Origin of the sequence: Pseudoalteromonas sp. ASV78, from assembly GCF_047806705.1 — a bacterium.
In the GTDB taxonomy this organism is placed as follows: domain Bacteria; phylum Pseudomonadota; class Gammaproteobacteria; order Enterobacterales; family Alteromonadaceae; genus Pseudoalteromonas; species Pseudoalteromonas prydzensis_A.
In genome coordinates this window covers 3,926,921-3,941,241 of record NZ_JBLOPA010000001.1, presented here as the reverse complement: position 1 = coordinate 3,941,241, position 14,321 = coordinate 3,926,921, and the positions used below count along the sequence as shown (strand labels likewise).

Here is a 14,321-nt window from a genome sequence, read left to right as displayed (position 1 = left end):
ACCTATATACGTATTATCTGCTTAGCAGAATCTTGATAGGTGGCGCAGCCTTTGCCCGTTTGTGGGTTAGCACTACACTCAAATACTCGCACGTAATCCACCAGCATCTGTTTTGGAAAGCCACTTTCATCCACGCCTTTTTCATTCACGTTAGCAGGCCAATTACCGCCAACCGCAAAGTTCAACAGCATATGAAAGCGTTTATCAAAAGGTGCAAAACCTGAGTTTTCCACTAACGTACCATCAGCTTGCTCACTAACTGAATACCACTGCTCACTTTTAAAGGTAGCAAAATGAATATCATCCACATACCAGCGCATTTCATCTTGCTGCCACTCAAGAGCATAAACATGAAAGGTATCGGCAGGATTTTGATCGCCAGCAAAGGTATACGCTGTACCACTGTAAACATTGCTCGGTGCTGGACCGCCATAATGCAAAGTACCATGGACACGGCTCTCGAGTGTGCCTGCTGGCGCGGTTTTATCATCTGTTGGCACTTTAAGATTAACCGCTTCCATAATGTCTATTTCGCCAGACGAGGCCCAACGGCCATATTGCCAATCAGTAGGCAGCATCCAAATTGCCGGCCAAGCCCCTTGCCCGGCGGGTAATTTGGCGCGTATTTCAAAGCGGCCATATTGCCAATCGCCTAAACCTTTACTACGTAAACGTGCCGAGGTAAACGGTTGGGTTTGGGTGATTGCTCGCTCAGCATCGCTACTAACTTCATCACGATTATACTTAGCTCCTGTGTACTGCTCTTTACGAGCAATAATATGCAGCAGACCTTGATCGACAAAGCTATTTTCTGCACGGGCGGTATAACATTGTTTTTCGTCATTGCCACCACCACGGCAATTTATTTCATGCTGCCATTTTTGCGAATCAATTTGTGAGCCATTAAATTCATCTTGCCAAACCAGCTGCCAACCATCACCTAAACTGGCAGTTACAGGCTCAGTTTGCACTACCTGTTGGCAGGCGCTAAGTGCGCCTACCAACAATAAGAGTGTTGGAGTTTTTATTGACATAGGATAGCCGACTCCTGTGTATGTTTGCTACTCACTGTTAATTTCGCAATTGATAGCTGCCAATCACCTTGGGTACTTAATTGCCACGGTGAAAACACCTGACCAAGGTTGACGTTTTGCTCAGCAAAACAGGCTAGATCAATATTCACTGTTTGCCACTGTGCATCATTATTTAGTCGCTCAGTGATATCTAACTGACCTTGGCAATCATCGCCACATTGCATGCCTAACCACAGTGGGCTGGTGCCTGCTTTATCAACTTTTATCTGCATCTGTAGCTGCCCTTGTTTTTCAACAAAAGAGCGTAAGTCAGACGGAAATGCAGCCATTAACCGTACCGCCGCAAGCTGTTCGCCAGTAAAGGTAATAGCACGCGCATCTTCTTGTACGTCTTTGTCAAAGGTTTTAACACTGACAGCACCCACAGTTGCTCGGCTGCTTACCATGGTTTTTTGCTGCTCACCACTTTGCAGCTGTAAGCTCCACGGCGCTTTTACAGCACGTTCAAATAACACTAAGTCTTCAAGCTGCTCGGTTACTTGGCTTTGCTCTGCTAAGTCATCACCTAGCGTATTTTTATCCGCGTACGTTAAACCAAAACCGTATGGCAGCAATGGCGCGTAATCAGTGTCCCCTCGATTTGCATTGTCGATTGGGTTGTTTGGCCACGAGAATGATAACTTACCTTTAAAGTCATGATTTACAGAGCCATCAGCATTGGCAAATAACACATCGCTCAGGGCATCCCCTTCACTACCAGGCAGCCAAGTAGCAACAAAGGCATCACTGGCATTTAATTCTGCATTTACCCACATCGGGCGGCCACTAATAAATAGCGATACAACAGGAATACCAGCCTTTTTAAGCTTACGTAACAAGGCTAAATCTGTTTTATTACCACGTTGATATTCAAGATTATCTAGGTCGCCGTTACCTTCTGCATAAGGTTGTTCACCAAACACTACAATCGCAACATCTGGACGAGTATTGAACTCTCCGTTTAAGTCATACTGAACTTGCCCGCCTGCTTGCTTAACGGTGTGTTCAATACCATCCAAAATCGAGGTACCACCTGGGAAATCGCTATTTTCGTTGCCAGTGCCTTGCCATGTGATACTCCAGCCACCAGACTGCATACCAATGTTATCGGCACCTAAACCTGCCACAAGCACATTTGCTTTAGGTGAAAGTGGTAATAGCTGTTGTTTATTTTTAAGTAATACTAGTGACTCACGAACTGCTTGCTTTGCTATAGCACGATGTTCCGCGCTACCAATTACTTCAGTTTTACCCGAGAGTGGACGCTGTGCAGGGCTTGGTTTATCAAATAAACCCGCGCGCATTTTCACTCGTAAAATACGAGTCACGGCATCATCAATTCGGCTTTGTGCAATTTCGCCACTTTTAACTTGAGCAATTAAATTTTCGTAAAGTGGTTTCCAGGCATCGGTTGGCACCATGTACACATCTAACCCAGCGTTCGCTGCTTGTGCACAATTACCATTAGTACAACCGTCTATTTGCCCATGGCCGTTCCAGTCGCCAACTACAAAACCATCAAAGCCCATTTTGCCTTTGAGGACATCGGTCAATAAGTATTTACTGCCGTGAATTTTTTCACCATGCCAACTATTAAATGAGGCCATAACCGTTTGTGCACCGGCACCTAAGCCACCTACATAACCTTGCGCATGAATGTCGAACAACTCTTGCTCTGATGAGATGTTGTCGCCTTGATCATCACCGCCTTGCGTACCACCATCACCTAAAAAGTGTTTAACCGTACTAATAACGCGTTTATCAGATAAAAAGTCTTGATCAACCGCGCCTTGCAGGCCTTTTACGATTGCTGCTGAATAATCACGCACAATTTCAGGGTCTTCTGAATAACCTTCGTAAGTGCGACCCCAACGGTCGTCACGTACCACTGCAACTGTCGGTGCAAATACCCAGTCAATGCCTGTTACCATTACTTCTTGCGCGGTTGCTGCGGCTATTTTTTCAATCAGTGCAGGGTTATTCGTGGCGCCTAAACCAATGTTATGCGGGAACAAAGTGGCGCCAATCACATTGTTATGACCATGTACCGCATCGGTTCCCCACATAGTTGGAATATTAATACCATCAAGGGAATCATCCACTGATGCTTGATACATCTTCTCAGCAAGCGCTATCCAATCAGCTGCGGTTGCATGTTTATCATTATTAGGAAACGCCCCGCCACCATTTAAATAAGAGCCAAAGCCATATTTACGCATATCTTCCACTGTTATATCGCGAATTTCAGGCTGGATCATTTGCGCAATTTTTTGCTCAAGCGTCATACTATTTAATAACTTAGCAATTGCCGCTTCCATGTTGGCATCATCTTTAATACCGGTTGCTATTTTTGGCCAAATTTCATTATCAACTACTTTACTCGTTTGCATTTGTTCAGGCCCAGTGCAGCCGTTCATCGCGATGGCCGCCATCATTAGCGCAGTAAGTGTGAATGGTTTTTTTAATGTCATGTTTTTGCACCTAATTATTAATGACGAGTAAACGATACTTTTGAGCCAAACAGCGCAAAGTAAGTGATATATAAATAACAGCCTATTGGTAACAACAGCGCTAACTGCACACCAATACTATCAGCAAGCACACCTTGTAGTAGTGGGATAATCGCACCACCAACAATCGCTAAACAAAGGATACCTGAGCCTTGTGAGGTGTATTTACCTAGCCCTTGCAACGCTAAACTGAAAATAGTTGGGAACATAATTGAATTACACAGACCAACCAGTAAAAGCGCCCACATGGCAAATCCACCTTGTCCAGTCATCGCCATAATAATCAGCACAATGGCAAGTAAGCCATGACAGGCAAGCACTTTACCGGCATCAAATTTTTGCATCACAACGGCGCCAATAAAGCGGCCTATCATCGCACCGGCAAAGTAGTAACTAATATAATGAGCGGCTTGCTGCTCCGTTAAACTGCTAATATGATCAAGCGTTAAAAAGCCAACTAAGAAGCTACCAATAGCAACCTCAGCACCCACGTAAACAAAAATGCCTAAGGCGCCAAAAAGTAAATGACGGTACTGCCACACACTGCCTAAATCAACAAATCCCTCAACCTGTTGATTTTGAGCCTCAGAGTCACTCTCTTTACCTAGTTTAGGCAATTTTAAAAATGCAAAAATAACCGCAAGCACTAATAAACTGGCTGAAAGCATTAAGTAAGGAAACTTCACTTGCTCTGCAGTTGCTTGGCTCACTTCAGTTAAAATTAACCAACCACCAAAAATGGGCGCTATGGTAGTACCTAGTGAATTGAATGCTTGAGTCATGGTTAAGCGTGATGAAGCTGTTTTAGGTGAGCCAAGTACACTCACATACGGGTTTGCTGACACTTGTAAAATAGTAATACCAGACGCTAATACAAACAACGCCAGTAAAAACAGTTCATAAACATGGGCAACCGCTGCGGGGTAAAACAACGCGCAACCAATGGCTGCAACCACAAGACCAATAACAATGCCGTATTGATAGCCAATCTTGGCAACTAATTTACCTGCGGGGATCGACATAACAAAATAAGCGCCAAAAAAGCAGAACTGCACTAGCATTGCTTGAGTATAGTTTAGCGAAAACATGCCTTTTAGATACGGGATCAAAATATCATTTAAGCAGGTAATGAATCCCCACATAAAAAATAATGTGGTCAACGACGTTAAAGCAAAGGTGTGCTTGCTCATAGGTTGCTGGCTATGTTCGTTCTCTGCCAAAGTGTGTGTGACATGTGCCATATTAAAATCTCTAATTATTTTTAATTATCAGTTCATTACAACTACAACTGGGCTTTTTTATGCAAATTATAAAAGCAAATAATAGTTGCAACATTAAATGTAAGCGCTTACATTTATAACATATAAATCGAATTTAGCAATTTATTTACAAAAAACTTGTAAGCGCTTACATTGAGCAGCTATGCTGTCTACAAAATAAATATTAAGCGATTGCTACTACTGAAAGTTAAAAGGTGCACCTTGAGCGAATTTAAAACTATATCACTGCCATCTAATTCACCAATGCTAACGCCGCAATTTGTATTTGGCGTAGCAACTGCTTCATTTCAAATTGAAGGGGCACGTGATACCCGCCTACCTTGTATTTGGGATACCTTTTGCACACAGCCTAATGCTATTGCTGATAATAGCCATGGCGACATTGCTTGCGATCATGTCAATTTATGGCAACAAGATATTGAAATGATCGCAAATTTAGCTGTCGACGCATACCGACTATCTATTTCATGGCCGCGCGCACTGCATCAAGATGGCACACTGAATGAACAAGGGATTGGCTTCTATCGTGATTTATTAATTACCTTAAAAGCACGTAATATTAAAACTTATGTAACACTCTATCACTGGGATCTACCACAACATTTGGAAGATCAAGGTGGCTGGCAAAACCGTGACACCGCTTATGCTTTTGCAGCTTATGCTGATGTGGTTAGTAAAGAACTTGCAGGATTGGTTGATTCGTATGCCACCCTAAATGAACCATTTTGTAGCGCTTACTTAGGTTACGAAATAGGTGTGCATGCACCGGGAATAAAAAGCCAACAAGCAGGCCGTCAAGCTGCCCACCATTTGCTGCTAGCCCATGGCCTTGCGATGCAAGTATTACGGCACAACTGCCCTAATACTGAAGCCGGGATTGTACTTAATTTTAGCCCTAGCTACCCACTTACCGCTGCGGATAAAACAGCTGCAATGCTTGCCGATCAATACCATAATCAGTGGTACATCAAAGCCATATTAGAAGGGCAATACCCTGACTTACTCAGCCAACTAAACGAAAATGTACAACCTGTGATTGCCCCAGGTGACATGACGATAATTAGTCAACCAATTGATTTTATGGGTGTTAATTACTATACCCGCATTCACTATCGCAGTACTGAAGATAACTGGTTTGCCGAAGCGAGCATTGCTAATGTGCCAGTCACTGATATGGGTTGGGAAGTATACCCACAAGGCTTAACAGAGTTATTAGTTTCATTAAATGAGCAATACCAGTTACCGAAAGTGTATGTAACCGAAAATGGCGCGGCCATGGCTGATCACTTACACGAAGGGCAAGTAGCTGACTTAGAAAGAGTTAGTTACTATCATACGCACCTTAATGCCGTCCATGACGCCATACTTCAAGGAGTTGATATCCAAGGGTATTTTGCATGGAGTTTAATGGACAACTTTGAGTGGGCGTACGGCTACGAAAAACGTTTTGGCTTGGTTTATATTGACTATACAAATCAACAACGGATACTTAAAGAAAGCGCTAAACAATATCGCAGCTTACTGCAACAACGTAAAAAATAATAATAATATTGAGTGCCAATTATGCTAACTAAAAAAGAAAAAATAGCCTATGGCTTAGGTGATACTGCCAGTAACATCATTTTTCAAACCGTAATGCTATTTTTGACTTTTTTCTATACTGATATTTTTGGCATATCGCCTGCAATCGTCGGCACTTTATTTTTAGTGGTGCGCATCATTGATGCAATCACCGACCCGTTAATGGGCGCACTCACCGATGCAACACGCACTAAATACGGTAGCTATCGCCCTTATTTGTTATGGCTGGCAATCCCATTTGGGGTGATCAGTATAATTACCTTTACCACACCAGATCTCAGCCCAACCGGCAAGGTGATTTATGCATTTGTCACTTACACTTTGCTTATGTTGGTCTACACCGCCATTAATATTCCCTACTCAGCCCTCGGTGGTGTACTCAGTCGCGATCCGAGTGAACGCGTATCCATTCAATCTTATCGTTTTGTATTTGGTATGCTCGGTGGCTTACTCGTCAGTGCTTGCACATTGCCATTAGTAAGCTGGTTTGGTAAAGGCGATAATGCTCTTGGCTATCAGCTTACTATGATACTGATGAGCTGTTTCGGTGTGATATTATTTTTGATCTGCTTTCGCTTTACTAAAGAACGCGTAGTTGCACCACAGCAACAAACCCTTAGCCTCAAAGCACAAATGGCAACGCTGTGGCAAAACGGTCCTTTTAAAATACTCTGTGGTGCTGCCATTATGCTGCTCACGAGTATGGTGCTGCGTACGACTTTAGCAATTTATTACGTAAAATATGTCCTTGGCGAAGGCGACTTAGTTACGCAATTTGTTACCTTGGGAATGATCGGTAACATTCTTGGCTGTGCTTGCGCGCAACCATTAAGTAAACGCGTTGATAAAAAAACCGCTTATATTTATCTACAATATATTTCCGCTGCGATTAGCTGTATTGCCTTTTGGTTACCTGGCGAGCAATTAGTGCTCGCGTTTGCAGTGTACTTTTTGTGGTGTTTTTTCACCCAGATGGCGACCCCACTATTATGGGCAAAAATGGCTGATGCTATCGATTATGGGCAATGGCAAAATGGCCACCGACTGACAGGTCTTGTCTATGCAAGCGTGGTGTTCTTTATTAAACTGGGCCTTGCACTGGGCGGAGCGATTGCTGGTTGGTTACTCGCTTACTATGGCTATCAAGCTAACACTGAGCTTAATGAAGCAACCAAAACCGGCATTTTAACCTCGTTTACTCTTTATCCTGCTATTGGCAGCGTACTTGTCGCTTTGATCATGACAAGGTATATTCTTGATAATAAAACTTTAAAGCAAATAAATGACGATTTAGCAGCTAACAGTCAAAAGGAATAACATGGCCACCATCTATGAGGTGTCAAAACTTGCCGGAGTGTCATTAGCAACCGTCTCAAGAGTGATGAATAATAATGCTAATGTCAGCGATATAACCCGCGAAAAAGTAACTCGCGCAATGACTGAGCTCGGCTATAGGCCAAACTCTATTGCTCAATCGTTAGCGTCAAATTGCTCAAATAGCGTGGGATTACTTGTTTCCGAGCTTCATGGCCCTTTTTATGGCCCTATGATGAGTGGTATCGAGACCGCTTTTCGTAAGCAAGGTAAACATGTGATCATCGCCGCAGGTCACAGTGATGAAGAACGAGAACAACAAGCGATCGAGTTTTTAATTAGCCGTAATTGTGATGGTTTAATTTTGCATGTTGAGGCCATCAGTGATGACTACCTAATAGAGCTCAGCAAAGGGAAAACCCCTTTTGTGCTAATCAATCGCTATATTGCCGAATTATCATCACGTTGTATTATTTTAGATAACGTAAAAGGTGGCTACTTAGCCGCTAAATACGTCTTAGAGCAAGGCCATACCGAGATTGCCTATATCAGTGGCCCACTGTGGAAAAAAGATGCTCAAGATCGCTTAACAGGCCACAAGCAAGCCCTTGCAGAGTATAACCTAAACTTTAATGAGCAATTACTGTATCAAGGTGATTTTATGGAAGACAGCGGCGCAGTAGGCTTCCAGCATCTATATAACAATCAGCGACAATTTACTGCGCTGATCTGTGCCAATGATGAAATGGCCACTGGGGCGATGGCAACAGCAAGAGAGTGTAAGATTAAGTTGCCCGAACAATTATCGATTATGGGCTACGATAATGTATTTTTTACTCGCCATGTTTACCCACCACTGAGCACCATAAATTACCCTATCAATGAAATGGGCCGCATGGCTGCCGATTGGGTATTGAGTAACGTTTATCAAAAAACCACGCCGCCATTACAAACGTTATTTGAACCGGAACTTATCATACGCCAATCAGTGCTTGCTAACCCTCAATAAGCTGGGTTAGCAATGCAAGATTAATTGGTTTTAATAAAACATGATCAATATTAAGTTGCTCTAGTTGCAGCGGCTCTGGCTGCATACCACTGACAATAACACGCGATAACTGAGGGTAATGCTGTTTGATATAGGCAGCTAACTCCAAGCCACTGCCATCAGGTAAATGCATATCTAACAAAACCTTATCAAAATGACTATCTGTTTTTAAGATAGCAACACAGTGCTCATAGCTAGTAGCTATACAGGTTTGCACACCTAAACTTTCAAGTAATAATTGGGTTATTTGCGCCGTATCGGCGTCATCTTCAACCAGTAAAAAGCGCATTTTATTTTGCGTAGCATCGACTGCTGGTATTACCTCAGCGGTATTTGGGGTGTTATTAGCTAAGTAAGTGTGTAAGCACAAATACAACAAGCTGGCATCGACTGGCTTACCTATTACCTCATTAAAACCCAGTGCAGTAAGCTCGCTATGGATGCCCTTCATTGTTGCAGCGGTAAGCGCAATAATAGCACCTTTAAATCCAGCTTTTCTCAGTTCAATGGCGGTTTCTTTACCACCCATCACTGGCATATGGATATCTAAATACACAATATCGTATGGATTGCCTTGCTGCTGCGCATTAGCTACTTTATCAAGTGCTTGCTTGCCGTGCTCGGCGTAATCTACTTTCGCCCCTGCGGACGAAATCATATGCCCGACGAGCACCCGCAAATCACGTAAATCATCAACCACTAACACTCGACCGCTGACCTTACACGGTGCCGTTTTTTGTTGCATATTAGGGGTGAGATCAAGCTTTAGTACATGCCGCTCAACCGCTTGAATGTTGCCAGGATACAAAGAGATAGTGAATTCAGAGCCCTTGCCTATTGCAGACTCTAAAGAAATACCACCTCGCATGCGGCTCAATAACTCTGAACAAATCGCAAGCCCTAAACCAGCACCACCAACAGAGCGCGATTCGACATCAGCTATTTGTTCAAACGGTTTAAATATCAAGGCTTGTTTTTCTGGCGCTATGCCCATCCCCGAGTCTTTAATGCTAAAAAACAGCATTTCGGTGTCATCAACCACTTTTGTCCACGCGCGAACAATGATCTCACCTTGCTCGGTAAATTTAATGGCATTGTTGATTATATTAATTAAAATTTGTCGAAACCGTGTGGCGTCAATGTTCACCACTAACGGTAAGGGTTGTAACGACTCAAAGCGCAGTGATAAACCTTTATCAAGTGCAGAAACTCGCATCAGGGTAAACACATCGGCCATAAGGCTATCAAGATTAACATCGCTGCAACTGAGTTCTAATTTATCAGCGGCAATTTTCGAAAGGTCGAGCACGTCATTTAACAAGCTTAATAAGTGTTTACCATTGCGGTAAATAACCCCGAGTTCATTATTAGCATGTTCATTAAAGTCACTTTGCATCAGCAGTTCGGTATAGCCTAAGATGGAGGATAAAGGCGTGCGTAATTCATGACTCAAATGGGCTAAAAATCGGTCTTTAGAGCGATTTTCCGCTTCCGCTTTCAAGCGCTCAATGCGCTCATCTTCGATGTCTCTGCGTGCTAATGCATAACGAATTGAGCGCGCAAAACGGCTACTGCTCATTTCGTTTTTAACTAAATAATCAACGGCCCCAGCATCCAGTGCAGCCGAATCAAGCTCATCATCCGATTGCCCAGTGAGCATAATAATTGGCCCAGTGAAGCCATTTTCGACCGCCTGCTTTAATACCGTGAGGCCATCCGACGCGCCTAACCGGTAATCAAGCAGGCAAATATCATGTCGGTTTTGACTTAACAGCTGCACTGCTTGCTTGGGATCACTGATCCACTCTATATCAAATGTATGGGAACTCAGCTGCTCTAGATAATCACAGGTTAAAATATAATCATCTTCATCGTCTTCAACAAGTAACAGTCTGGTTGCCTTATCTAACATAGCGTCTCCAGTTTTTTATTTAGTCATTAAACGTACTAGGTAACTCTACAAACTCCACCCAGTACTTACCTAACGTTTTCATTAATTCTACCAAACCATCAAAGGTAACTGGTTTAGTAATGTATGAAGCCGCACCTAGATCGTAACCCTTAACCATGTCTTCCTCTTGCTTAGAAGTGGTTAAAATAACAACTGGAATACCTTTTAAGTTTGGATTGCCTTTAATCGCTTGCAACGCTTCGCGGCCGTCCATGCGTGGCATATTCAAATCCAATAAAATCAACCCAGGTCGTGGCGATGAGTTTTTGTCTTCAAACTTACCTTTGCGCTCTAGGTACTCCAAAAGCTCCACACCATCTTCAACAAAGTATAACTCGTTTAGTACGCGGCTTTCAGCGAGTGCGTCTTGCGTTAATAAACGATCATCTTCATCGTCATCAGCCATTAAAATGGTGATTGGCTTTACTTTAGAAAATGGCATTTAAGCCTCTCCTTGCAATGTGAAAAGTTCGCTTTCCACAGGTAGTTTTATGATGAAGGTTGCCCCTTCACCGGTGTCACTTTGCGCCGCTATCGTACCGCCGTGACGCTCTACAATACGACGACACACGGATAAACCAATCCCCGTGCCTTTATATTGCGAACGCCCATGCAGACGTTGAAACGGAACAAAAATTTTATCGGTATATTCTGGTGCAAAACCAATACCGTTATCTTTCACTGTAATGATTTGCCATTCCAGCTCAGTATTATAATCATCATTAAATTCAGTATGATGCTGATACTCGATAGTGATAATTGGTGCCACATCTGGACGTCTAAATTTCACCGCATTTGAAATCAAATTCAAAAATAGCTGCTGCATTTGGCTCAGATCTGCTTGTATTACTGGCATTTCGCCCACCTTGATCTGCGCATTTGACTCTTTAATCGCAATTTCTAAATCGCTTAGTACATCATCAAGTACTTGCTTTAAATCAGTATCGGCAAAGTCTTTACCACGCGTGGTCACTCGTGAAAACTCTAACAAGTCATTAATTAAGTTAGACATCCGTTGCGCTGCATTTTTCATCCGCGCGATGTAATCAATGCCTTTTTCACCCAGCTCATCTTTAAACATGGTTTCTAAGCGATCACTAAAAGCCTGAATTTTACGCAGTGGCTCTTGTAAATCATGGCTTGCTACAAAGGCAAACTCTTCAAGCTCACGGTTAGAGCGGCTCAATTCATCAGAGTATAAGGTCAACTCCTGAGTACGCTCAGTCACTTTACTAGCAAGTGTTTCGTTTTGATATTCAAGTTCCTGCTGATATTTTGCCGCTGTGTGTAAGTTAATACGCGTGAGCATAAACATACCAAGGATAAATAACGCACTGGTCACGGCAGTAATTGCAAAAGTGAGTTTGGCTTCTTTTTTAATTTGCCCTAACTTTCGAAACTGCACAGCTTTAAAAGCAGACTCAGCATCTTGAATTTCATCAGCAAGCTCTCTAATTTCTTCATAAAGCTTACGACCTTGATGCGTCTCTAGTAAGTAATGAGCACGGCGTTCTTTATCTGCTAACGCTAAATCAACGGTTCTGGTTAATACCGCCACTTTATCATCAACCAAAAATAGTAAACGTGCTACTTTCTCTGCTTGGCCTACAATCTCAGTACGTAAATTCCTAACCAGTGTAGCTTGTGAATTGAGCTGCATAATAGCGTCGTTGTAGGGTGCTAAATAATCTTTATCGCCCGTTAATAAGTAACCACGTTGTCCTGATTCTGCCTGCACAATAGAAAGATGCAGCTTCTCAATTGCGGTGTTTAACATATTAGTATCATCTAAACGCTGTTGGGTTTGCGTCAGGCTTTGAATGGTATTCATTGCCAAAATCGCATTCCCCACCACAATACAAAGCAGCACTGCGATAAAACTGGCCCAGGTTACCTTGACCTTACCTTGTTGCTTTTGCTGCTTCATTTATAATCCTTTTATATTATTCAACGACGCCGAGATGCGATATTTGTTCCAAACTGTCACTACATTGTTGGCAATTACTAATTATTTTATCCAATGCCGCTAACGCTTTATCTTTCGGCATATCGTTTTCAATTACCAATTTAATTAGTTCTGCATTCATTGAGATTCGGTTTAGCGGTGCTCGTGCATCATGAACGAGTTTATTTAACGGTTCGTTATTACTCATACTTTTCCTTATTTAGCTATATTCACCAATGCCGCCATATGCATTTAAGCGGTTGTATAAGGTTTTTGTACTTATTCCCAGCATTTGCGCCGCAAGGGTTTTATTACCTTGTACTTTATCTAAAGTGGCGTGGATCAGTTCTTTTTCAACTTCTTCAATAGTTTGCCCGGCACTAACTTGGCTTACTTGCGCGCGTTTATTAACCCGAGAAAACGGCGATTCCAAACTATCCGGTAAGCTAATAGCCTTACCCGTTGGCTCGCTCATAATAAAAGCACGATGAATTGCATGGCGAAGTTCTCGCACATTGCCTGGCCAATCATAACTTTCAAGCAGTTTTAATTGACTAGCTTGCCACTGAAAATCAGTATCGTTTTCCTCATTTAACTGCTCTAAAAATGCGCTAGCGAGTAAACTTATGTCTGCTTTACGCTCGCGAAGTGGCGGAATATCAATAGGAAATACCGCTAAACGAAAGTAGATATCTTCACGAATAATATTATTTTGCGCTAAGTCTTGCAGTGAGCGGTTGGTCGCAGAAATTACCCGACAATCAACAGCGCTTTCTTTACTGCCTCCGACTCGGGTTACTTTTTTAGTTTCCAGCACGCGCAGTAAATTAGGCTGCATATCAATTGGCATTTCGGTTACTTCATCTAAAAATAACGTGCCACCCGTTGCTTGCTCAAATACACCATCTTTACGCGCGATAGCGCCAGTAAACGCGCCTTTTTCATGACCGAATAATTCACTGCCGATCAGCTCTTTTGAAAGTGATCCACAGTTGGTAGCAACTAATGGGCCTGCACACGCGCTGGCGTTATGAATAGCCTGCGCCACCACTTCTTTACCCGCACCACTTTCACCCATTAACATTACATTGGCATTGGTGTTAGCGACGCGCTCAATCATGGTATACAGCTGCTGCATTTGCGGCGATTCGCCTATTAAAGTGCCAAAATGCTTTTTAATACTCGGTGCTGATTTTTTCTTAACCGCTGCTTTTTTGGGATTTAAAACGCGTTCAATGTCTTCGCGTTGCAAAGGTTTAACTAAATGGCCAACATTTGGCTCACACATTTCAGCCAATTTACCTTTGACTGAAGGATGACCTGAAATAAGGGTAATTTTAGGTTTTTGGCCAATGCTTTTAAGGTGTTCAACTAAATGCAAACCGCTGCCGTCTGGCAACATAAAATCTAGGAAAACGTGGTCAAAACGATTATTAACAAACCACTGCTCAGCCTCTGCTAAATTAGCTGCAGTATTAATGTTATGTCCTAAAAACTCTACTATATGACAAACGACATCACTAAACTCGCTATCATCATCAACTAACAGTATGTTTAACATGATAAATCCCTATGCTTGTTATCATTGCCCAGCCTAACATATTAACTGCCTTATTCTA

11 protein-coding genes are annotated in these 14,321 nt (G+C 42.6%); 3 read left to right on the top strand and 8 right to left on the bottom strand.

Translation table 11 applies throughout. The features are described from left to right. Positions 1-2: 2 nt before the first annotated feature. The 3 genes from ACMVDV_RS17980 to ACMVDV_RS17970 are packed head-to-tail and all read right to left on the bottom strand — an operon-like array spanning position 3 to position 4,824. On the bottom strand, positions 3-1,034 hold the full coding sequence (locus tag ACMVDV_RS17980) for a family 16 glycosylhydrolase (RefSeq protein WP_416159006.1): 1,032 nt from the start codon (positions 1,032-1,034) through the stop codon (positions 3-5). Beyond that, positions 1,025-3,544: a glycoside hydrolase family 3 protein gene (locus ACMVDV_RS17975; protein ID WP_416159005.1), complete on the bottom strand. Its 2,520-nt coding sequence runs from the start codon at positions 3,542-3,544 to the stop codon at positions 1,025-1,027. The genes ACMVDV_RS17980 and ACMVDV_RS17975 overlap by 10 nt, the downstream gene beginning before the upstream one ends. Before the next feature lie 17 nt (positions 3,545-3,561). Further along, the gene (locus tag ACMVDV_RS17970) at positions 3,562-4,824 is read right to left on the bottom strand and encodes a sugar MFS transporter (protein ID WP_416159004.1); all 1,263 of its coding nucleotides are present in this window, start codon (positions 4,822-4,824) and stop codon (positions 3,562-3,564) included. 282 nt (positions 4,825-5,106) lie between these two features. On the opposite strand from ACMVDV_RS17970, the gene ACMVDV_RS17965 reads away from it, so the two are divergent. Genes ACMVDV_RS17965 through ACMVDV_RS17955 form a run of 3 tightly spaced genes read left to right on the top strand, consistent with a single transcriptional unit; the run spans position 5,107 to position 8,767 of the window. Next, a complete protein-coding gene (locus ACMVDV_RS17965; RefSeq protein WP_416159117.1) occupies positions 5,107-6,405 on the top strand; it encodes a GH1 family beta-glucosidase in 1,299 nt (432 codons plus the stop codon). A gap of 21 nt (positions 6,406-6,426) precedes the next feature. Continuing rightward, complete coding sequence (locus tag ACMVDV_RS17960) at positions 6,427-7,761, top strand: glycoside-pentoside-hexuronide (GPH):cation symporter (protein ID WP_416159003.1); 1,335 nt, start codon at positions 6,427-6,429, stop codon at positions 7,759-7,761. A 1-nt stretch (position 7,762) separates the two neighbouring features. Beyond that, complete coding sequence (locus ACMVDV_RS17955) at positions 7,763-8,767, top strand: LacI family DNA-binding transcriptional regulator (protein WP_416159002.1); 1,005 nt, start codon at positions 7,763-7,765, stop codon at positions 8,765-8,767. Here ACMVDV_RS17955 and ACMVDV_RS17950 read toward each other — a convergent pair. Genes ACMVDV_RS17950 through ACMVDV_RS17930 form a run of 5 tightly spaced genes read right to left on the bottom strand, consistent with a single transcriptional unit; the run spans position 8,754 to position 14,263 of the window. Then, positions 8,754-10,718, bottom strand: a complete 1,965-nt coding sequence (locus ACMVDV_RS17950; RefSeq protein WP_416159001.1) for a response regulator — start codon at positions 10,716-10,718, stop codon at positions 8,754-8,756. The genes ACMVDV_RS17955 and ACMVDV_RS17950 overlap by 14 nt on opposite strands. 19 nt (positions 10,719-10,737) lie before the next feature. Then, positions 10,738-11,199, bottom strand: coding sequence for a response regulator (locus tag ACMVDV_RS17945; RefSeq protein ID WP_304178541.1), 462 nt, complete (start codon positions 11,197-11,199; stop codon positions 10,738-10,740). Further along, positions 11,200-12,684, bottom strand: coding sequence for a sensor histidine kinase (locus tag ACMVDV_RS17940; RefSeq protein ID WP_416159000.1), 1,485 nt, complete (start codon positions 12,682-12,684; stop codon positions 11,200-11,202). 16 nt (positions 12,685-12,700) lie between these two features. After that, positions 12,701-12,910 carry a histidine kinase gene (locus tag ACMVDV_RS17935; protein WP_304178546.1) on the bottom strand — a complete coding sequence of 70 codons (210 nt, stop codon included), beginning with the start codon at positions 12,908-12,910 and terminating at the stop codon, positions 12,701-12,703. A 12-nt stretch (positions 12,911-12,922) separates the two neighbouring features. Beyond that, positions 12,923-14,263, bottom strand: coding sequence for a sigma-54-dependent transcriptional regulator (locus ACMVDV_RS17930; protein WP_416158999.1), 1,341 nt, complete (start codon positions 14,261-14,263; stop codon positions 12,923-12,925). Between the last annotated feature and the right edge of the window lie 58 nt (positions 14,264-14,321).

Excerpts from the sequence above, each read along its gene's own strand:
- ACMVDV_RS17980 (WP_416159006.1), bottom strand. The coding sequence starts at position 1,034 with ATGTCAATAAAAACTCCAACACTCTTATTGTTGGTAGGCGCACTTAGC.
- ACMVDV_RS17975 (WP_416159005.1), bottom strand. The coding sequence starts at position 3,544 with ATGACATTAAAAAAACCATTCACACTTACTGCGCTAATGATGGCGGCC.
- ACMVDV_RS17970 (WP_416159004.1), bottom strand. The coding sequence starts at position 4,824 with ATGGCACATGTCACACACACTTTGGCAGAGAACGAACATAGCCAGCAA.
- ACMVDV_RS17965 (WP_416159117.1), top strand. The coding sequence starts at position 5,107 with ATGCTAACGCCGCAATTTGTATTTGGCGTAGCAACTGCTTCATTTCAA.
- ACMVDV_RS17960 (WP_416159003.1), top strand. The coding sequence starts at position 6,427 with ATGCTAACTAAAAAAGAAAAAATAGCCTATGGCTTAGGTGATACTGCC.
- ACMVDV_RS17955 (WP_416159002.1), top strand. The coding sequence starts at position 7,763 with ATGGCCACCATCTATGAGGTGTCAAAACTTGCCGGAGTGTCATTAGCA.
- ACMVDV_RS17950 (WP_416159001.1), bottom strand. The coding sequence starts at position 10,718 with ATGTTAGATAAGGCAACCAGACTGTTACTTGTTGAAGACGATGAAGAT.
- ACMVDV_RS17945 (WP_304178541.1), bottom strand. The coding sequence starts at position 11,199 with ATGCCATTTTCTAAAGTAAAGCCAATCACCATTTTAATGGCTGATGAC.
- ACMVDV_RS17940 (WP_416159000.1), bottom strand. The coding sequence starts at position 12,684 with ATGAAGCAGCAAAAGCAACAAGGTAAGGTCAAGGTAACCTGGGCCAGT.
- ACMVDV_RS17935 (WP_304178546.1), bottom strand. The coding sequence starts at position 12,910 with ATGAGTAATAACGAACCGTTAAATAAACTCGTTCATGATGCACGAGCA.
- ACMVDV_RS17930 (WP_416158999.1), bottom strand. The coding sequence starts at position 14,263 with ATGTTAAACATACTGTTAGTTGATGATGATAGCGAGTTTAGTGATGTC.